Source organism: Sporosarcina pasteurii (genome assembly GCF_041295575.1).
Lineage (GTDB): Bacteria > Bacillota > Bacilli > Bacillales_A > Planococcaceae > Sporosarcina > Sporosarcina pasteurii.
Window position 1 is genome coordinate 965,503 of the sequence record NZ_CP160452.1, and the last position, 21,504, is coordinate 987,006.

General features: G+C 40.2%; 18 protein-coding genes and 1 pseudogene. 18 read left to right on the plus strand and 1 reads right to left on the minus strand.

All coding sequences use genetic code 11. From position 1 onward, the window contains the following. Nucleotides 1-738: 738 nt before the first annotated feature. The 11 genes from ureA to AB1H92_RS04445 all read left to right on the plus strand — a co-directional run bounded on the left by ureA (nt 739) and on the right by AB1H92_RS04445 (nt 10,854). Nucleotides 739-1,041 carry an urease subunit gamma gene (ureA, locus tag AB1H92_RS04395; RefSeq protein ID WP_115362093.1) on the plus strand — a complete coding sequence of 101 codons (303 nt, stop codon included), beginning with the start codon at nt 739-741 and terminating at the stop codon, nt 1,039-1,041. Nucleotides 1,042-1,110: 69 nt separating this feature from the next. Next, the gene (locus AB1H92_RS04400; protein WP_115364121.1) at nt 1,111-1,473 is read left to right on the plus strand and encodes an urease subunit beta; all 363 of its coding nucleotides are present in this window, start codon (nt 1,111-1,113) and stop codon (nt 1,471-1,473) included. Between the two features lie 3 nt (nt 1,474-1,476). Then, nucleotides 1,477-3,189: an urease subunit alpha gene (gene ureC / locus AB1H92_RS04405; RefSeq protein WP_115362090.1), complete on the plus strand. Its 1,713-nt coding sequence runs from the start codon at nt 1,477-1,479 to the stop codon at nt 3,187-3,189. A gap of 75 nt (nt 3,190-3,264) precedes the next feature. Continuing rightward, entirely contained in the window at nt 3,265-3,708 is a 444-nt protein-coding gene (locus AB1H92_RS04410) for an urease accessory protein UreE (RefSeq protein ID WP_115362088.1), read from the plus strand. Next, nucleotides 3,650-4,390, plus strand: a complete 741-nt coding sequence (locus tag AB1H92_RS04415) for an urease accessory protein UreF (RefSeq protein ID WP_243835700.1) — start codon at nt 3,650-3,652, stop codon at nt 4,388-4,390. The genes AB1H92_RS04410 and AB1H92_RS04415 overlap by 59 nt, the downstream gene beginning before the upstream one ends. A gap of 210 nt (nt 4,391-4,600) precedes the next feature. Further along, entirely contained in the window at nt 4,601-5,236 is a 636-nt protein-coding gene (ureG, locus tag AB1H92_RS04420) for an urease accessory protein UreG (protein WP_115362085.1), read from the plus strand. Beyond that, a complete protein-coding gene (locus AB1H92_RS04425; RefSeq protein ID WP_115362083.1) occupies nt 5,211-6,038 on the plus strand; it encodes an urease accessory protein UreD in 828 nt (275 codons plus the stop codon). The genes ureG and AB1H92_RS04425 overlap by 26 nt, the downstream gene beginning before the upstream one ends. 595 nt (nt 6,039-6,633) lie before the next feature. Then, the gene (locus AB1H92_RS04430; protein ID WP_115362081.1) at nt 6,634-7,683 is read left to right on the plus strand and encodes a DMT family transporter; all 1,050 of its coding nucleotides are present in this window, start codon (nt 6,634-6,636) and stop codon (nt 7,681-7,683) included. Nucleotides 7,684-8,013: 330 nt separating this feature from the next. Continuing rightward, on the plus strand, nt 8,014-9,057 hold the full coding sequence (locus AB1H92_RS04435; RefSeq protein ID WP_115362079.1) for a DMT family transporter: 1,044 nt from the start codon (nt 8,014-8,016) through the stop codon (nt 9,055-9,057). A 451-nt stretch (nt 9,058-9,508) separates the two neighbouring features. Next, nucleotides 9,509-10,039 carry a histidine phosphatase family protein gene (locus tag AB1H92_RS04440; RefSeq protein ID WP_115362077.1) on the plus strand — a complete coding sequence of 177 codons (531 nt, stop codon included), beginning with the start codon at nt 9,509-9,511 and terminating at the stop codon, nt 10,037-10,039. A 41-nt stretch (nt 10,040-10,080) separates the two neighbouring features. Continuing rightward, nucleotides 10,081-10,854, plus strand: coding sequence for an alpha/beta fold hydrolase (locus AB1H92_RS04445; RefSeq protein WP_115362075.1), 774 nt, complete (start codon nt 10,081-10,083; stop codon nt 10,852-10,854). Nucleotides 10,855-11,047: 193 nt separating this feature from the next. On the opposite strand, the pseudogene AB1H92_RS04450 reads toward AB1H92_RS04445, so the two are convergent. Next, a pseudogene (locus AB1H92_RS04450) lies at nt 11,048-12,360 on the minus strand (PQQ-dependent sugar dehydrogenase); the annotation flags it as partial. Nucleotides 12,361-13,744: 1,384 nt separating this feature from the next. On the opposite strand from AB1H92_RS04450, the gene AB1H92_RS04455 reads away from it, so the two are divergent. The 7 genes from AB1H92_RS04455 to AB1H92_RS04485 all read left to right on the plus strand — a co-directional run bounded on the left by AB1H92_RS04455 (nt 13,745) and on the right by AB1H92_RS04485 (nt 21,491). Next, nucleotides 13,745-14,275, plus strand: coding sequence for a cupin domain-containing protein (locus AB1H92_RS04455; protein ID WP_115362073.1), 531 nt, complete (start codon nt 13,745-13,747; stop codon nt 14,273-14,275). 507 nt (nt 14,276-14,782) lie between these two features. Beyond that, nucleotides 14,783-15,778, plus strand: coding sequence for an NAD(P)/FAD-dependent oxidoreductase (locus tag AB1H92_RS04460; protein ID WP_115364119.1), 996 nt, complete (start codon nt 14,783-14,785; stop codon nt 15,776-15,778). Between the two features lie 265 nt (nt 15,779-16,043). After that, nucleotides 16,044-16,838 carry an alpha/beta fold hydrolase gene (locus AB1H92_RS04465; RefSeq protein ID WP_115362071.1) on the plus strand — a complete coding sequence of 265 codons (795 nt, stop codon included), beginning with the start codon at nt 16,044-16,046 and terminating at the stop codon, nt 16,836-16,838. Nucleotides 16,839-16,841: 3 nt separating this feature from the next. Continuing rightward, entirely contained in the window at nt 16,842-17,651 is an 810-nt protein-coding gene (locus AB1H92_RS04470; RefSeq protein WP_243835703.1) for an IclR family transcriptional regulator, read from the plus strand. 399 nt (nt 17,652-18,050) lie between these two features. Further along, nucleotides 18,051-18,965, plus strand: coding sequence for a VOC family protein (locus AB1H92_RS04475; RefSeq protein WP_115362068.1), 915 nt, complete (start codon nt 18,051-18,053; stop codon nt 18,963-18,965). A 25-nt stretch (nt 18,966-18,990) separates the two neighbouring features. Continuing rightward, complete coding sequence (locus tag AB1H92_RS04480; RefSeq protein WP_115362066.1) at nt 18,991-19,782, plus strand: SDR family oxidoreductase; 792 nt, start codon at nt 18,991-18,993, stop codon at nt 19,780-19,782. 17 nt (nt 19,783-19,799) lie between these two features. Beyond that, a complete protein-coding gene (locus AB1H92_RS04485; RefSeq protein ID WP_115362064.1) occupies nt 19,800-21,491 on the plus strand; it encodes a thiamine pyrophosphate-binding protein in 1,692 nt (563 codons plus the stop codon). Nucleotides 21,492-21,504 lie beyond the last annotated feature (13 nt).

A 21,504-nucleotide genomic window follows, 5' to 3' on the forward strand; every position in this document is an offset into this window, starting at 1 on the left:
CTAGACAAGAAAAGATCCCATTTTCATGTTTATGAATCTATCGTGCATTCGTTTGGCTTCTAGTTCATTAAATGAATTCGGATGCTATCTAAATCGCCAATAACCATTTTACTGATCATGTATGATGTCAAAATGGTTATCCGTATGATTACTCTCTAGCCTGACGATAAAGTGATTTTAATTTATTTGTTATCATTATGGCTAATTTTGATAAAGCAACCATAATGAGTATAGCAACCTAAATTTAAATCATTCCGTCAAAAATCGTGAATTAGCCTGAATTTCGGAACGTCTATTCCTTAATTTGATATATACGATTACCTATTTTCAAATTGATCATCGTACTAAAAAAGTCTCGCTTAATTTTATTGAAAATAGGTTTGATTTAAGGTGGTTTGGGGAAGGTATGTTCAAAGCGCTTTAGAAGTTAGGAGAAATAAAAGGAAGGTGATGGGTAGCAAGTGCCGCGAAAAAAACGAAGCCTTCTTAGCGTAGGAGACAGAAAATGTAAAAATCTAAATCGTGTTTAAAACACGGTGGTAGAGAGGTTTCTGACAGAATAATGATGAGTGGAAATTAGTCGTTTATCAGCGTGAAAAGGGCACAGTTTGACAAAATAGTGAAGTCAAAAGCAAATCATTGCATGAAATGAAACTTATGTAGTACAATCAGTTTTGGAATGATGACATTCGACTTTTTACGACATCATTCGAGTTAAGTGTAAAGGAGGAAAAAACATTGCATTTAAATCCAGCAGAGAAAGAAAAATTACAAATTTTTCTAGCGAGCGAATTAGCTCTTAAGCGTAAAGCAAGAGGTCTTAAGTTGAACTATCCGGAAGCAGTTGCGATCATCACAAGTTTCATTATGGAGGGTGCGCGTGACGGAAAGACGGTAGCGATGCTAATGGAAGAAGGAAAACACGTTCTTACGAGGGACGATGTTATGGAAGGTGTACCAGAAATGATTGATGATATTCAAGCAGAGGCTACTTTCCCGGATGGAACTAAACTCGTAACTGTTCACAATCCAATTTCTTAAATAAATATCACAAGAATTTAAGAAGGCATTGATAATAGGAGGGAAGCAAAAGTGAGTAATAATAATTATATCGTACCCGGTGAATACCGAGTAGCCGAAGGCGAAATCGAAATTAACGCTGGTCGTGAGAAAACAACGATTCGCGTATCTAATACTGGAGACCGTCCAATCCAAGTCGGCTCACACATTCACTTTGTTGAAGTGAATAAAGAACTTTTATTTGACCGTGCAGAAGGTATCGGTAGAAGATTGAACATTCCATCAGGTACTGCAGCTCGTTTTGAGCCAGGTGAAGAGATGGAAGTTGAATTAACTGAACTCGGTGGAAATCGTGAAGTATTTGGTATTTCAGACCTAACAAACGGCTCTGTTGATAATAAAGAGTTAATTCTTCAGAGAGCAAAAGAATTAGGCTATAAAGGAGTTGAATGATAAGTGAAAATCAATAGACAGCAGTATGCTGAAAGTTACGGTCCAACTGTTGGTGACCAAGTTCGCCTCGCGGATACGGATCTTTGGATTGAAGTAGAGAAAGATTATACTACCTACGGAGATGAAGCGAACTTCGGTGGCGGTAAAGTATTACGTGAAGGTATGGGAGAAAACGGTACATACACTCGTACTGAAAATGTTCTTGACCTTCTTCTTACAAATGCACTTATCCTTGACTATACAGGAATTTACAAGGCAGACATCGGTGTAAAAGATGGCTACATCGTAGGTATCGGTAAAGGCGGTAACCCAGACATTATGGATGGCGTTACGCCAAACATGATTGTTGGTACAGCTACAGAAGTTATTGCTGCAGAAGGTAAGATTGTAACAGCTGGTGGAATTGACACACACGTTCACTTCATCAACCCAGATCAAGTTGATGTAGCACTAGCTAACGGAATCACAACTTTATTCGGTGGCGGTACTGGACCAGCAGAAGGTTCTAAAGCAACAACAGTTACACCTGGACCATGGAATATCGAGAAGATGCTTAAGTCTACAGAAGGACTTCCAATCAACGTTGGTATCCTAGGAAAAGGACATGGTTCTTCTATCGCTCCAATTATGGAACAAATCGATGCAGGTGCAGCTGGTCTGAAAATTCACGAAGACTGGGGTGCAACACCAGCATCCATCGACCGTAGCTTGACAGTGGCTGACGAAGCTGACGTTCAAGTTGCGATTCACTCCGATACATTGAACGAAGCAGGATTCCTTGAAGATACACTTCGTGCAATTAACGGCCGTGTAATTCACTCATTCCACGTTGAAGGTGCAGGTGGCGGTCACGCTCCTGACATTATGGCAATGGCTGGTCATCCAAACGTATTGCCTTCATCAACGAACCCGACAAGACCATTTACGGTAAATACAATCGATGAGCACCTTGATATGCTTATGGTTTGTCACCACTTAAAGCAAAACATTCCTGAGGACGTTGCATTTGCAGACTCAAGAATTCGTCCTGAAACAATCGCTGCAGAAGACATTCTACATGACCTAGGTATTATCAGTATGATGTCAACAGATGCGCTTGCAATGGGACGTGCTGGAGAAATGGTACTCAGAACATGGCAAACTGCTGATAAAATGAAAAAACAACGCGGTCCATTAGCTGAGGAAAAGAACGGTTCAGATAACTTCCGTGCTAAGCGTTATGTATCGAAATACACAATTAACCCTGCGATTGCACAAGGTATCGCTCATGAAGTAGGTTCAATCGAAGAAGGTAAATTTGCTGACCTAGTTCTATGGGAGCCGAAGTTCTTTGGCGTAAAAGCAGATCGTGTAATTAAAGGCGGTATCATCGCTTATGCACAAATTGGTGACCCAAGTGCATCCATTCCGACGCCACAACCAGTTATGGGACGTCGTATGTACGGTACAGTTGGAGACCTAATTCATGATACAAACATCACATTTATGTCTAAGAGCTCAATTCAGCAAGGTGTACCTGCTAAACTTGGCTTGAAGCGCCGTATCGGTACAGTGAAAAACTGCCGTAACATCGGGAAGAAAGACATGAAATGGAATGACGTGACAACGGATATCGATATTAATCCGGAGACATACGAAGTTAAGGTTGACGGTGAAGTACTTACATGTGAACCAGTAAAAGAACTACCTATGGCCCAAAGATATTTCTTGTTCTAAAATAGAATGTTTCTATGTGAATTGTTGCACAATTGGTTTGTGCAACGATTCACAAATGAAAAGGAGGATCGGGACTTGCTAATTACGAAAATAGTCGGACATATCGACGATTATGAGTCATCAGATAAAAAAGTTGACTGGCTTGAAGTAGAATGGGAAGACTTAAACAAAAGAATCTTGCGTAAAGAAACTGAAAACGGTACGGATATCGCGATTAAATTAGAAAACAGCGGTACCCTTCGTTATGGAGACGTATTGTATGAAAGTGATGATACGCTGATTGCCATTCGAACAAAGCTGGAAAAAGTTTATGTCATTAAACCACAGACGATGCAAGAAATGGGGAAAATGGCATTTGAAATCGGTAATCGTCACACGATGTGTATTATTGAAGATGATGAAATACTCGTCCGTTATGATAAAACGCTTGAGAAATTGATTGATGAAGTGGGGGTTTCTTATGAACAATCAGAGAGAAGGTTCAAAGAACCATTCAAATATAGAGGCCACCAACACTAATCCTTGGCTCCTACATCTAATTCAAATTCATGATACGGCGTTCCCAACTGGAAGTTTTGCACATTCTTTCGGAATGGAAACGTATATTCAGGAAAGTGATATTAGTAATGAAGATGATTTGAAGGCGTTCTGTGATATGTATCTCCGTCAAAATCTAGCTTCAACAGATGCAATTATCGCACAAGAAGCTTATCGGCTTGCAAAAGAAAATGATTTGCAAGGCTTGATTCGATTGGAAAATATATGTCATGCCATCAAGCTATCCCCAGAAACAAGAAAGGGAAGCATGATGATGGGACGTCAGTTCTTGCAAACTGTACAACCGCTAAATAATAGCGAGTTATTTACGATTTGGTGTGAAAAATTAAAAAACAAAGAAATTAAGAGCCATTATCCTGTTGTATATGGTATCTATACCGCAATGTTAGGTGTAGATCTGAGAACATCGCTTGAAACATTCCTATATTCATCAATAACATCTCTTGTTCAAAACGGTGTTCGTGCAATTCCGCTTGGTCAAAATAGCGGAGTGCAAACGATCTTTTCCTTGTTGCCTGTCATTCAAGAAACAACAAGTCGTGTGATGACTTTAGACTTGGAACATCTTGATAACAATTCAATTGGCCTTGAAATTGCATCAATGAAACATGAATTCCTTCATTCACGCTTATTTATTTCATAACAAATTGACGTGAAAAAGGGTTTATGGATAAGTATTTCCTTGCTTCGAACGCTGGCAAATTTTACGAGGGTTGGACGTTTGGAAATACAGTTTTTGTAGAGGTCACGCATATAAGGTAATCTAAAAGCAATCAATTGTTTGACGTTTTTGAGATATCTATAGGCGTAAATAACTATTTCAACCATAATAATATACTAGGAGATTGTGATTATGAAAACAATACACCTTGGCATTGGCGGACCTGTTGGTTCCGGTAAAACTACGCTTGTTAAAACACTTTCAGAAGCACTTAAAGAAGAATATAGCATTGCAGTTATTACAAACGATATTTACACGCGTGAAGATGCGAACTTTCTGATTAATGAGAACATTCTTGAAAAAGACCGTATTATCGGTGTTGAAACAGGAGGTTGTCCTCACACAGCAATTCGTGAAGATGCGTCAATGAACTTTGAAGCGATTGAAGAACTAAAAAATCGTTTTGATGATCTTGAAATCATTCTTCTAGAGAGCGGTGGCGACAATTTATCGGCAACATTTAGTCCTGAATTGGTCGATGCATTTATTTATGTAATTGATGTTTCCGAAGGCGGCGACATTCCTAGAAAAGGTGGTCCAGGCGTTACTCGCTCTGATTTCCTGATGGTAAATAAAACTGAACTTGCTCCATACGTCGGCGTAGACCTAGATACAATGAAGAATGATACAATCAAAGCAAGAAACGGAAGACCGTTTACATTTGCTAATATTAAAACGAAAAAAGGTCTAGATGAGATCATTGCATGGATCAAATCTGATTTGTTATTAGAAGGGAAAACCAATGAGTCTGCAAGCGAGTCTAAATAAACGACCAAAGCATGACGGCCGTTTATCAATGGAATTTCAATATCGAGGGAACAAAACGGTATTATCAAATTGTTACCAAAACCCTCCGCTAAGAGCTAGCCGACCATTGTATATTAATCCCGCTAATCGATCTGAAGCGACGGTATATCTGGTGGAAACATCAGGCGGAATCGTTGAAGGAGACCACAACGTCTTTGATATCGATATCAAAGAGGGAGCGGATGTATGTCTCATTCCGCAATCTGCAACAAAAATCTACCCTTCTTATAATGGGATATGGAGTTCGCAAGACATGGACATAACTATCGGTCCAAAGGCGAGTCTTTCCTTTAAAACGGAAGCCGTTATTCCATTTGAGCAGGCAAGATTTAACAGTAAAACTGTTATTCAAATGACAAGTGATTCCACTTTTTTATGGGGAGATATCCTATCCCCAGGACGTGTTGCACGCGGTGAAGTGTTTGAATACACTGATGTCAGAACAAATTTTCAAGTCTGGATGGACGACGAGTGTTTGATATACGATCCACTTCTTATTTCTAAGGACAACATGGGTCTTAAAAAAATGGGTATGCTTGAAGATCATTTATTCATCGGATCCATGTGGTTCGTTACCCCTACAATTGAGGAATTCGATATTAGGGAGCTGAATGAACGACTTCAAGAATCTCCACATTCAAAAGCCAGTGCTTCAATGCTCGAAGGAAAAGCTGTGAATGTCAGATGGTTAGCATCAGACTTAGTTGACTTGAAGAAGGAAATGAATCGTATTTGGGATGAATTTGCTAACTATATCGTTTAAGATTATGTAAGCAATTTGTTGCGCATTCACTATTCCTTTCAATCGGTTAATTGATTTATTAATTTATTAATTAATCCGTATAAACTTGATGAAAATGTCCATTATAAAATAACGAGTCTCATTGGGGACGGTCACTGTCTTACAATGAGATGAGATTTTATAATGGTGCACCTATTGTAAAATACAAATTATAAACAACACTCTATCCACGGAGAGGCATTGGCTTTCAAACGATAATTGTAAAATTTGTTATGCGCATATGAACAGCTAGTTAGTGAATGATTTTATGCGCAAAACATGATACTTCACACTAAAAGAAAGCCTACATACCTAATTCTCCTTGAGTGGGATAGGTTGTTTATAGAAGTTATGGAAAATTGTGTAACTATAGTTTGCCGTTCAATCGAGTTCGAAATTATCGTGTTTCATTGTGAAAGTATTCACATTGAAATAACGTTCATCTGGGGAGATGTTCGGATATGATTATTAACCAAAACGATGAGCATACAAATCTATAGTATTTACAACAACCTTTTGCAATATATTTAAGATTTAATATTATTTATACAATTTTAAAATACTTGGAGTGAAAAATATGTCTAATAATGCTCAAACAGCACAACAAGGTGGATCAAATGGCAAGGCGTATCTAATCCTAATCATTGGTATTATGGCAGTTGCGTTTTCAGCACCTTGGGTAAAGCAATCGAACTTTGAACCAGCAACTTCTGTTGTTCTTCGTGTTGGTTTTGGATTGTTGTTCTTGCTACCTTTCTTTATAAGAGAAATTAAAAAAATCGGTAAAATAAACAAAACCGGTGTTATTTTATCTCTTGTTGCAGGTTTGTTTCTTGGAATTGACTTTACAGCTTGGAATTATTCAATCTATTTCGTAGGATCAGGGATTGCATCAATCTTACTGAACCTACAAATCATCATTTTACCGGCACTTGCTTTCCTATTCGATAGAGAGCGTATTCCAAAAAGTTTCTTCATCGTTGCGCCAATCATGATTCTTGGTGTACTCATGACAGGTGGTATTTTCGACAGTGCTGAAGCGACTGAAGGACCAACGACTGCATGGGGTATGAACCTTGCCGTTCTTGGAACGATTGCTGGATCTATTTCGGGAGTTTGTTACGGTGCTTACCTTTATACGAGCCGTAAAGCATCCCGTGTAAATGGAATTCAAATCGTTCAACCAATGTTTTTCGCTGGATTAACTCAGCTAATTGCTCCACTAATTGTAATGATGTTCTCAGGTCGTGGCTTCGATCTTACGCACGGAGTATTAGTAAATGGTATGCTTCCACATAATCCGGAAACTGCATTAGGTGACCCGATTACTGGCATGAACTGGTTCTGGATGATTGTTCTAGCGTCAATCGGACAAGCTGTTGCATGGACGTTCATTCAGTACGGTGCTATTCGTTTAGACCCTACAATTGTAGCTGGACTATTATTACTTAGCCCTATCTCAACTGTTGCGGTTATTGCCGTTATTCTATTCGGTGAGATTCCGTCAACTATCCAGATTGCTGGTGTTATTCTGATTCTGTTGGCCGTTGCCTACCAGAATAATTTGCACAAAGTTCTCTTAGGGAAAAAATCAAAAGGCGATAAGACGCCAGGGGCATCTTCTTAATTGCCTCATCTACTGAGAAAACGAATTTTTTAAGTCTTAACGGAAGGGGAGTGTTTACTATATCCCCCTTCCATTTCCTTCTGTCTGCAGAAGAGCTAAACCTTTATTACATAAATGGCATCAATGCTAGACAGATATGCTTAGATTAAATTTAGTGTTTTTTAAAAAGTAATTGGACAGTTCCTGGGATGAATTTGCTCGTTACGGCGTGAATTCGTACAAGTTAAATTGGCGTACACAATTCTTTTTTTATGTTTCCATAACCAGCAGAAAAATCTCTTAAGTTTTTAAAAAAATAACATAGAATTTCTATGGCTTGGAGTGAAAGTTATGGCTAATAATAGTGCTACTACGAATGGATCAAATAGCAAGGCGTACATAATTCTAATTATCGGTATCATTGCTCTCGCATTTACTGCCCCTTGGGTAAAACAATCGAACTTTGAACCTGCAACGTCTGTTATTCTTCGCGTAGGTATTGGATTATTGTTCTTACTTCCATTTGCAATTAGGGAAGTAAAGAAAATTGGTAAACTTAATAAAACTGGTGTAACTCTATCCTTGTTCGCGGGTCTGTTTCTTGGAATTGACTTCACGGCTTGGAATTATTCCATCTATTATGTTGGTTCAGGTATTGCTTCAATTCTATTAAACTTACAGATTATCATTTTACCGGCACTTGCTTTCCTTTTTGATAAGGAAAGAATTCCAAAGAGTTTCTTTATTGTTGCGCCAATCATGATACTAGGTGTTCTTATGACAGGTGGTATTTTCGACAGCGCTGATGAAACAGCGGGAGGACCCCTTACTGTTTACGGTATGAACATTGCCGTGCTAGGGACGATTGCTGGTTCTATTTCCGGTGTTTGTTACGGTATCTATCTATACACTAGCCGTAAGGCGTCTCGCGTAAATGCAGGGCAAATCGTACAGCCTATGGCATGGGCATCACTTGCTCAGTTAGTGGCACCAATCATTTTCTTGTTTATCTCTGGTCGCGGATTCGACCTTACGCACGGTGTACTTGTAAATGGTCAGCTACCAATGAATCCAGAAACTACAGTTGGTGATCCTATCACAGCTATGAACTGGTTTTGGATGATTGTTTTAGCATCATTAGGTCAAGCGATTGCATGGACGTTCGTTCAGTATGGTGCTGTTCGTTTGAACCCTACGATTGTTGCAGGACTCTTGTTATTAAGTCCAATTTCTACTGTTGCGATTATTGCCGTTCTTCTATTCGGTGAAATTCCGTCAACTATCCAAATTCTAGGTGTGATTCTAGTACTTGCGGCAGTTGCTTACCAGAATAACTTGCATAAGAGTATATTTGGTAAAAAGAAGCCTAAGGCAGAATCTCCAGGAACTACATAATTGTTCCAATTATAAATTACATTAAATTAAAAGCCGAATTTCCTTCGAGTAAGGGAATTCGGCTTTTTTTGTCTTACTTTGACTAGCGGATTTATTCCCAAACGTTATGGCTGAATCCTTAATGAAAAAGTAATTATCTTATGTATCCAAATCACATTATAAACAATTATTCCATAATTGTAAACCCTTCCATGGTTTTTTCTGGAAGAGGGTGGGAATAAACAGGGAAAACATCATGGTTTTTGGATGTTGTTTCGTAAAATTGGGCTTGCTTACTATAGCATATGATAGGCGACTAAAGTGAAAGGTATAGATTTAATTGATGATGGAGAGAGTACGGTAGGATCCCTATATGGCTTATAGATTTCAAAAATGTCTAAGAGGAACTTCAAAAGTAAATGCTTTAAACCAAAGGGTTTTTCGTATAACAAGGAAGCTAGGAGCGAATCAAATGGTCAAAACTGTATATCTGGTCAGGCATTGTCAAGCTGAAGGACAAGAGCTTGAAGCAGAACTAACTGAAAAGGGAGAAGTACAAGCGATAGAGCTGATGCACTTTTTTGAGAAGCGGAATATCAAGCATATCATTTCCAGTCCTTACATGAGAGCAAAACAATCCATTCTGCCAGCTGCTGATCGCCTAGGACTGCAGGTGGAGATTGACAGTAGGCTTTCTGAGCACAGGCTGATTTCCAAAAACTTAAATGACTGGATAGAACGTCTCGAAGATTCCATTAGGGACAAGGAGTTGAAAATGGCAGAAGGAGAGTCAAGTCGTGAAGTAACGAAAAGAGCAATGGAAGTGCTTGAAGCAGCAACCGACGGTACCGTGCTAGCCACGCATCGTAATACGATGGGGCTTTTATTGTTGCATCTTGATGGCATGCAGGGGCTCAAAGAATGGGCAGGCTTTTCGCACCCGGATGTCTACGAAGTGAAAGTGAAAAAGGATGACTATGAAGTCAGGAGAATTTGGAACTAGAAAAACTTCAGAAATAAAGCTTGATAATGGAGGTGTCATGCTTGCCAGTTATAAATATAGATGGGGTAGACGTGTATTATCACGTTCAAGGTAAAGGAATACCCATCGTGTTTATTCATCCACCCTTACTCACGAGTATGAATTTTATTTACCAAGTGAATGAATTATCACAACGCTTCAAAGTGATTGTCTTTGATGTTCGCGGCCATGGAAACAGCTCCTACTCAGAAAAGGCATTGACTTATCCATTAATTTCACATGATATCAAGCAACTATTGGACCATTTAAAAATAGATAAAGCTTTCATATGTGGCTATTCAACAGGAGGATCAATTGCTCTTGACTTTTTGTTAACATACCCCAAGCGTTCTTTAGGCGGCATTCTTACAGGGGCCATGTCTGAAGTAATGGATCCATTATTAAAAACTAAAATTACTCTAGGTGTAAAATTAACAGAATGGAAGGCCCTAAAAGCGCTTGCGTTATCTGTATCCTTTACGAACGCCAATACGAGACGATTGTTTAAAGACTTGTATATCCATGCCAAAAGAGGAAAAACACAAAATGTTGAACAATATTATCGATATAGTTTGTCCTATAATTGTACAGACCGTTTAGAGCAAATTAAGTTACCGGTTTTGTTGCTGTATGGGGAAAAGGATAAAGCTTTTCATCGCTATGCCTATTTATTGCAGGAAAAGCTCCCTGTCAACGAGTGCATACTTATAGGAGACGTAAAACATCAGCTTCCTACAAAGGCGGCTGTAGCGGTGAACAATTTTATTACGCAGTTTGTATCTGTTCATGGACATTAAAACGGAGAAGTATGAATGGTTGCTTACTGTTTTATCAGTAGAGTGAAACTACACCAAAAATAAACATTCTTTATTCTTAGTGGAAATGCCACTTCCAAGCTTACCTAATATCGATCGGAATGACATCTAATATTATTTAGGTGTCTTTTTAATTAATTCACCGAGAGAAAACTCTCTCTTCTAAGCGTGTGAAGTAATATGCTGATTGAGTTTCAAAATTATAATCGGTTTCAATAACACTAGAATTATTTGGTTTACCATCTGCTCTTACCCTGGTACAAACTAACCTCCCTCTTCCGGGAGGTTGAGATTCTTCATCCCGGACAAGTTCGGTAAACACAACGCTTCCCGTTAAATCGGGGATATCATTCCCCGTATATGGCTGGACTCCTGTAAGTGCAGTTCCTCCAAACTTATCTGGTCGGGAATCTTTATTAAAATAACTAGTTAAAGGCTGAAGATGCCCGGATGAAGTTGCTACTGCCTCTTTGTAATACGCAACTGTTTTCTCCTCTAACGTTGGATTTGCTAGGCAGCCTCTTATAATCGAAATAGGAAAATCGCCTTCCCACTCTCATCAACCAAAGTTAATCAGTCCTTATAGGTCAGTTTTAGTTTTCATTAAAGAAGCTTGAACAAGCTGAGTCACTGGTATTGGTTTATAATGAACGAATGAAAAAATAGACAACAACTCTGCCAAATCCTGTCCGACTTGTCCGGTATATTTGATAAATTGATTATAAAACCTTTGAAATGAAATGCCTGGTATATTATGAACCCCTTTGGCAATTACCGTAAGCGTTTCTTGAATAGGTGCGGGTAGTTCATTAAAACGTGTCACTACGGGCGGATTATTGATAAATGTATTCTTACCTACATCAATCTCAATTATTTTACCGGCGATTTCCATATCGTCCTGACTCAAATTAAATGGATCATAGCCTAATCCACCATTTCCGATTGTTAAAACAAGTTTTCCCGATTCAGGTGAAAAATTTAAGCTATTGACACCATTATGATTGGCAAATGGTCTTCGTAGATTAAGTAATGTTCGTCGTCTTTGAGGTTGACCATTAGTTTGTAAACTCCACTCTTCAACTGTATCAATATGAATATATTGAGTTTCTCTATTTATCCACCTTAGGTTTAAAGTGCTGGAATCACACGGATTTGGCTTAAAAGAGTCGGGAAGAGCACCTGGACCTTGTGTTCCAACTACTGAATAATGAAGATAAAAAAGGCCGTTATAATAAAAGTTAGGATGAAATGCTAGACCAAGCAATCCTCGTTCATCATATCCTCCACTAGAAACTCCTAGTTTATGATACGCGAGCGAATATCTAAAAAAGTATTTACAGCTCCGTTTCCTATGTAAAAGATTTCTCCTACCTGCGTTGCAATAAATAATCTTTCAATGGAGTCACCTGGAAGGATAGTTGTTTTCAATACAGTGGGCAAATTTATCTGACTTACAATGGGTTGTAACCTAACCTTAACTTTTATCAACTAACTTTACACCCCTTCTTAAATTGTTTTATTTTTTAAGAATATGATTAGAACTTTTCTAGTAGTACCAAATTAGGGCCGGTGATTCGACAAGGCATTGCACCATTTTCTGCACCAACGTTGGAGGAATCTAGCGCGGTCATTGGGGATGTGTTTGTTTTTGCACATTATTAGAAAGCCATAGAATTTTGGTGGATATTGAAATTGAAAATAAACAAGATAGTTTGATTTTTTGACATTTGGAATGATGCACGGATGCGATGAAGTGTGTATCGAGCTTGTTCAAGATGTCATAAAAAGGAAAGCCGATTATTTAAGAGAATGATGCACAGTCAACTGGAGCAATGGATGGTTGTTCTGCCCAGTTATATCAAGGCTTATTTGCCTCACTCTATGCGAAAGTTGGGTTATAAATTTTTTTTCACACATTTCACATAAGGATTCTTAAAAAGCTTGATAGGAAGGCTTTTTAATACCGTTATCAACGTCCTTCTGGGACGTATTTAAGACTTTTTTGAAGAGGTTAAGAAGTTTAAAAAGTTCTACAAACGTTGTGATATCAGTGTTTGTAGAGCTTTTTTATTTTTTAGTATACGTTAGAAAACGATTGGAAACGGAACCGTTACACTAAATTATACACATTCATACAATCATTTTCTGGTGTTTCTTCAAATAACATTTTAAAGACTGACATGGTTTTTTGATCCATTTTAACAACACGAATAGACTGTATAAAAATCAGCCAAATAACACGCTGCCCTATTCTGTAACCATTTTTCTAATCTATCGTTTGCAAAGGTAGTTTCAACATTGAAAAGACTAGCAATTAGCCATACTGCCTCACATCTAAGCCGTCTAGCATGAATGTAGGAACCCAAAAGTGGTGCGCAAAATTTACAGCTTGCCATTCCTAATATTCACGAAAAGGATACTGCATTGACCATTCGGCCCGGAACTCGCGTAAGGGATACTGGAGAATTTCCAAAAGCTCAATACTACTCAGAACCCTAGGAAACTCCTACTGGATTTCCCTAAGGCTTAAAAGTCTGTTATCACGTTACGAAACTTAGCGTCAGCTATCTTAATTGAACCGCTGTATAACGAATGGTACGTACGGTGGTGTGAGAGGTCGGGAGTTAATCGCGCCCCCCTACTCGATTTATATCTATCTGGGCATACTTGCTCCATGGCCGTCTAATCCTTTCATAACTTCTCGTCAATCTGCGAATTATTTATTAGAAAATTTGAAACTTTGTGTTGACAATGAATTCGTTTAGAAGTATGATACAACTACATATAGAAACAGTGTTTTCTATATAAAACACCGGACTTCTTCGGAGCTGCGTTTTCGTCAAGAGGTCTAAAAAATAGGGAGGAAGAGAACATGGAGTTCACGACAGTAGAAGATTTTGAAAAGAAATATATTGCGAGATTGGAAGACAGAAAGTTGGATTGGAACGTTCTAAAGTTCCAAGAAGAAGTAGATCCAAGATATCGCCGTGCACAAATGCGCTATATTGGCCGTGGTGCAACTGCAAACAAAGATTCAAATGTAATTGAAGCAAACAACTTTACATTAAGTACAATGGTTTTACCGGCGGGTTCAGTTGGTCCATTGCACTTACATTCAGACGTTGAAGAAGTGTTCTTCATTTTGGAAGGTGAAATGACAGTCCTTTTAGAGCATGAAGGAAAAGAGTATGAGATAAAAATGAATAAGCGTGACTGTGTCAGCGTACCACCGGGCATTCAACGTGGAATCCGCAACGATGGAGAAGAAGATGCGATGATGCTTGTTATGCTAGGTGCGGCAAAGCCACAACTACCGACTTATCCAGAAGGTAGCGAACTTGAAAAGATACGCATTGAGCGTGCAAAAGAAAGGGATGCAATTGTTGCGCAAGCAGACCGCTAATGTTTCTGTGGGTAAATAATTCTCATTCAGCAAATCTTTTTGTGCTACAGGGGAAACGTCGGCTGTAGAAGACTTTTACCTCTATATGCAAGATGTGAACTGGATTAATTATCCTGTTCAGCGGGTCATCCAAACTCAGATGCCAGATGTTCGGATCACAAGTCATTCCAAGCGACAAAGCAATTGTGTCGTAGATTGACTTGTGTCATCCACATCTAGGCAGAAGTTATTCGTTTTTAATGCGTTTAATTCCCGCTGGAAGAAATAAGGAGAGGCAGCCTTATTTACGTATTGTTGGCAAAGGTTGCAAGGTCACTTTTTTAGCTTGAACTTCGACTAACACGACGCAGTTCGTTAACCGTTGTCACAAAGATGCGACGTTTAGGTTCACTCATGAAATTAATCTGGATGCAATTACGCCTTGGCGTAGTAGATTACATAGTTTCCTATTTTACTCAACGGGAGAGGTGCATTGGCATGAACAGGAGAAAAGTGAGGGATTTGAAATTGAAAATAGATGAGAAAGTATACGACATCACAATAATCGGTGGAGGTCCTGCTGGTTTGTTTACTGCATTCTATGGAGGAATGCGGGAGGCCAGTGTTAAGATTATAGAAAGCTTACCTCAGTTAGGTGGCCAGTTGTCTGCACTCTATCCGGAAAAGTATATTTACGATATTGCCGGCTTACCGAAAGTTCGTGCACAAGAATTGATTGATAATTTAAAGGAACAAGTGAATGTGTTCCCGACGACAATCTGTTTAGAGCAAGCTGTGCAAACAGTGGATAAGCAGGAAGACGGTATTTTCAAACTCCAAACAAATCAAGAAATTCATTTTTCAAAAACGATTATTATTACGGCAGGGAACGGAGCATTTGAACCCCGTCGGTTAGGGATTGAAGGTGCGGAGCAATTCGAAGGGAAAAACCTTCATTATTTCATTGACGACTTGAATAGGTTTGCGGATAAAGAAGTGGCAGTATGTGGCGGAGGAGACTCAGCGGTCGATTGGGCATTGATGCTCGAACCCATTGCGAAAAAAGTTTCCATCATCCATCGCCGCGATAAATTCCGTGCACATGAACATAGTGTGGAAAATTTGAAAAAATCCAGTGTGGCAATCAAAACTCCTTATGTACCGTCTGAACTGATTGGGGATGGAAATGGTATCAAAGAAATCGTCATCGAAGAGCCTAAAACTGAAAATCGGGAAGTGCTAAATGTCGATGACTTTATCGTCAACTATGGATTCGTTTCCGCACTCGGTCCGATTAAAGATTGGGGATTGGAGATCGAGAAAAATTCCATAGTCGTTAACAATAAAATGGAAACGAATATTTCTGGCATTTATGCTGTCGGGGACATCGCCACGTATGAAGGGAAAGTAAAATTGATTGCTACCGGATTCGGTGAGGCACCGGTCGCAGTAAGCAATGCAAAACAGTACATTGACCCGAAAGTGCGTTTACAACCGAAACATAGTACGGCAATCTTTGGATAAAGTTTAGTTGAAGTGACTTGAAACAGATACACGCATGCAAATTAAACGCCTTAACTGAGGGAAATAAGTAATCGCTCTTATTTCCTTTTTTGATTGTCTTGGAATGCAATTGGAAGTCCTTGTATATTGGGAATAGTCAGGCATAACATTTAGAAGTTGCTTGACTTTGCGAAGAATAAGTACGTACAATCGATATTAAGTGTGGGAACTTTGTTTCGCCTCTAAAACATGGAAGAAATGATAAAAATGCTTGAGGAGGGGTTATATGTTGAAAATGGGGTTGGAAGATTTGTCTATTCATTATTTAAGTGAAGGAAGTGGACCCCCGCTTGTCTTATTGCATGGCTTAGGAAATAACTCGAAGTCATGGATTCATCAATTGAAAGGGCTAAAGAAAGAGTATACGGTCATTGCTTGGGATGCCCCAGGTTACGGTCAAAGCTTGGATCCTGTCCCGGAACTACAACATTTTTCTCAGTTCGCGGATTATTTAAAGAAGTTTCTTGATGGCCTTGCATTAGAGAAAGTCTGTTTGTTAGGGCATTCGATGGGCTCCGCGATTGCGATTGATTTTGCGATAAGATTTCCCAAGATGGTTGAAAAATTGATAATCGCTGCACCAACCCGGGGAGCAGCTGGGCTCAATGTAGAAGAAAATATAAAGAAAAGAAAAGCAAGGCATGATCTAGTGGAAAATACTCCACCGGAAGAATTGGCAAGACAAAGAACGCCGGCACTGCTCGCCGCAAATGTTGATCCTGGAATATTGGAATATGCGCAAAAAATTATGGCTGAAGTCCGACCGGCAGGATATAAATCAGTTGCCAACAGTTTGTATAACTTGAATCAAATGGACGAGTATTCCAAAATTCCGGTCCCTACACTTGTCATATGCGGAGAAGAGGACCGGGTGACGCCTGTCAGTGAGTCGGAAATCATCGTTGAAAAGCTTCAAGACGGGTGTTTGAAGACAATAGCGGATGCAGGTCATCTCAGTTACTTGGAAAAACCGGAAGTGTTCAATAAATATGTACTAGGCTTTTTAAATGAGGAGGAATAGATAGTGGTGACCGCAAAAAAGAAAGCCGAAAAGAAAAAAAGTGATAACGAAAAATATCTTTCAAATTCCATTATACGGGGATTAGAAGTTTTAAAGATGTTCAGTGTAGAAAATCAGACTTATTCTTTGGCGGAAATAGCGAGTAATTTAGGTGTCAGCCGAACAACACCTTATCGCATTCTATATACACTGGAAGAGTGCGGATATATTTATCAGGATAGCCATACGAAGCGCTATGGACTTAGGCCGAAAGTGCTTGAACTAGGTTTCACTTATTTGAACAGTCTTCAACTACCTGAACTGGCAGCACCTTATTTGGAGAGGTTAAGAGACGAAACAGGCATGTCTTCCCATATGGGAATCTTGGACGGGAACGAAATCGTTTATATCGCTAGGTATCCGGCGAGAAGTGTTGCTACGATAACAATTAATATCGGATCACATCTGCCTGTACATGCTACGGCGATGGGGAAATGTCTCATGGCACATTTACCTGAAGAGAAGAAGGAGGAGTTGTTGTCGGAGCTTAGAGCATCGCAGAATCCGGAAGCACCGAAAATCGACATTCAAGAATTGCGTAATGAGTTACAATCCATTAAAGAGAAAGGTTACGTCTTTCATAAAGGAGAGTTTGAAACTGGGGTTTGGTCTATCGCTTGCCCGGTCTTCGGGAAAGACAATAAAGTAGTTGCTGCCATAAACATAGCGACTACCCAACATATGGCCAATGAAAAGCTGATGAAAGAAAAGATTATCCCCGCCGTTTGTCAAACAGCTAAAGAAATATCCTCATTTATGGTACTGACTATTTAATATAAATCCTAAAAAGTCTAGATACCCCAAGTACTATGTTTTTCAACTCAGTAAAAGAGGACGATGGATTTGGCTGAAGACAGTCCAAGCTAGTCCAAGCTAGTAAATTACAGGATGCAACGATAGTACGCTTTATCCTTATAGATTGCCTTCATATGTATTTTGATGACAAAGTATAGAAATCACTTGTGTCCTTCCGCAAATTATGACTGTGTTTTTGCGTTCGATTTAATTATAGACAAATCTGAAAATTCGGTTGACAAAGATGCAAGAGTAAGATAATCTAAAGGCTAGTAATAGAAACATTGTTTTTTATGTAAAACAATGCTGGGTTGTAAAAATCACTAGAGTAAAAATTTATGAATCTAGTTAAGAAGATGAGAGAGGTGGGGAAACTCAATGCTTGAAATAACACACTTACGTCACATAAGCTTAATTACGCCTAACTTGGAAGAACAAATTGAATTTTACAGGGATGTATGGGGATTGGACGTCGTCTCTCAAGATGACAACAATGTCTATTTCCGTGGTTCAAGCCCTGAACATCATATTCTCCATTTGCTACGAGGGGAGAGAAGGGGACTTCATCATATCGCATTTGGGATGGTGGACAAGATAGCAGTAGACAAAGCTGCGGTCTTATTGGAAGAAAAAGGTATTGAGATCATCCAACAGCCGGGCTATCTGGATGAAGTAGGCGGCGGTTATGGTCTTCGTTTCGTAGACTATGAAAACCGTTGCTTTGAACTTTCCACATGGGTGGACATCCATACAGAACCGTGGCAAAGAAAAGTTGATTCAAACCCGCTTTACTTAAACCATGTTGTCTTGAATACGACTGATATTCAACGGTCCACGGATTTCTTTACCGAAGTGCTTGGTTTCATGGTTTCTGACTGGAGCGAGGATCAGATGGTGTTCCTGCGTTGTAGTAAAAATCACCATGAAATTTCATTCAACCGGGCGGAACATGCATCGGTCAACCACATCGCCTATGAAGTGGAAGGTGTGGATGAAGTGATGCGCGGCATCAGCCACGTCCGGAAAAAAGGATACAAAGAAATCTGGGGACCGGGAAGACACGGACCAGGTAATAACATTTTCTGTTATTTCCAAGATCCAGGCGGATTTGTCATGGAGTACACATGCTATGTAGATGTGATTGAAGATAAAAAGACGTGGCGTGCACAAGTATGGAAGCGTGTGCCGCATTTATCGGATAGATGGGGAATCGCAGGACCACCTACACCGGAGACGAGAGCGAAGATGGCGGGAGAGCCAGATCCCGGTTGGGCTTTAGTGAATACGAAGTAAAGGAAAAAAGGGGTGGCTTGGAAAGATGGATTTACATTTAAAAGATAAAGTCGTCGTCGTCATGGGCGGCACGGCAGGCATCGGGTTTGAAACAACGAGATTACTGTTGGAAGAGGGGGCGAAAGTCGCCATTTGCGGACGCAGCCAAGATCGCTTAGATCAAGCAGTCGAAAAGTTGACGGATGATTCGACCCGTAAGAATATATTTGGCATGACATGCGATGTATCCAAGCGTGAAGACGTAGAAGCATTCATCAAGGCGACGGGCGAACATTTTGACAGAATCGATGTGCTAGTTAATAATGCAGGCCGGAGTATTATGTCCCACTTCTTCGACCTTACCGACGAACAATGGCAGGAACAAATCAACTTGAAATATTTTGCGATTATTTATGCAATCCAAGCGGTCGTCCCGTTCATGAAAGCACAGGGAGCAGGAAGAATCATTAATATGAATGCGACACTTTCGAAAGAGCCGGAACCGCATATGGTCGCAACAGCTGCAACCCGTGCAGGCCTGCTGAACCTGACGAAAAATTTATCCCGAGAGTTGGCAAAGGATAATATACTAGTCAATACAATTAGTCTAGGAGTCATCAAAACCGATCAATGGGAACGAAGAAGATTGGAACGGGCACCTGATGAGAATCCGGAAGTTTACTATCAAGAATTAGCGGAAAGCCGGAAAATTCCGCTAGGCAGAGTAGGTATGCCTGGAGAAGTCGGAAATGTCGTACTATTCTTAGCCTCGGAACGGGCCAGCTATGTTACAGGTGCAAATATAGAAGTATCGGGTGGGTTAAGTAAAGTCTTATAGGACAAGGGGGACTTGGGATGGGGAGTACACAAGAGCAATTTACGGTAGCGGATGCAATCGTAAAAGAATTAGTCAAGGCAGGGGTTGAAACCGCTTACGGTATTGTGAGTATTCATAATATGCCAATTTACGATGCAATTTTACGTGAAGGAAGTATCGACTTAGTTTGTGCCCGCGGAGAAAGTGGTGCAGTGAACATGGCTGATGGGCATGCAAGATCAACCGGAAAGCTAGGTGTGGCGATTACGAGCACAGGCACAGGAGCGGGAAATGCGGCAGGTTCATTAGTGGAAGCATGGAGTGCCGGCGTCCCACTATTACATATAACCGGTGAAGTTTCTTCTGAGCAGATTGGGACGGGTAGAGGTTATATCCACGAGTGTAAAAATCAGCTCCAAATGATGGAGGGGGCTTGTAAAAAAGCGTTCCAATTAAAAGTGCCGGAGCAGGCGACAGGATTTATCCGCAAAGCGATCAAGGAAGCATTCCAAGCACCATCAGGGCCAATAAGTGTTGAAATTCCGATTGATTATCAATCAGCCATCATTCCGGATACACTGATTTATGATGAAGCGGCTTTCGGTCAGTCAGCACAAGGGGAGTTCAATGTTCCTGAAGCTGTCGTGAAGACGATTAAAGAAGCAAAACGTCCGGTTTTATGGGTCGGAAACGGAGCGATTTTGTCGGGTGCCTCCGAACAAATCAAACGGTTGGCGGAAATGACCGGTGCACCTGTCATTACGAGTCAATCCGCAAAAGGGATTATCCCGGAAGATCATCCGCAGTGCATCGGACATTTCGGCGCATACCCAGAAACGAAACAGTTTATGGCAAATGCGGACTTACTCATTAGCGTCGGTGTTCGATTCCGGAGTAATGAAACTTCTGGCTGGTCAGTGGAAGTGCCGGAAAACCATATTACAATCGATGCCGATTATTTGGCTGTCAGCCGAAATTATGATGCGAAGTATGGATTGGTCGGAGATATAAAAATAGTCGTGGAAAGTCTTGCTTCCCAAATCGAAGGAAGCGATTACATGAAGCCGAGCGGTGAATATAGCGAAGAAGTTCAACAATTGCGCGAGACACTCAGGGCCACACTTCGTGAAACATTAGGACCTTATGAAAATATTTTGGACAGTATGAGAAACAGACTGAATGAAGATACGATTTTTGTAAGAGACGTTACCATTCCAGCAAACGTTTGGGGAAGCCGACTGTTCGAAATTTATAAACCGCGCCATTCGATTCATGCTTCAGGCGGTGGAATCGGCCAAGCTTTACCGACAGGAATTGGTGCTCAAAAAGCGAACCCTGACAAACGGATCGTTGTATTAGCGGGGGATGGAGGCTTCATGGTCAATATTGGTGAGCTTGCGACAGCTGTCCAAGAGAATCTTCCGATGATCATCCTTGTCTTTGATGACAGCGGTTACGGAGTACTTCGAAATATTCAAGACGCAGCATATGGCCGGCAAATCGGTGTCGATTTGGTCAGTCCTGATTTCGTACAGTTGGCACATTCGATGGGGATAGAGTCTTCAAGAGTAGGTTCCACCGATGCATTTGACAAAGCGCTAGAGAAGGCAACAGAGTCAGATGAGATGACGATGATCGTCATCGATATGGAAGCGGTCGGGCCGATGGCTAAGCCGTTCGGTGGACCACCAGGTGTTGCTTCATCATTCAAACCGAAGAAAATAAAATAAGATTGTTCAATGG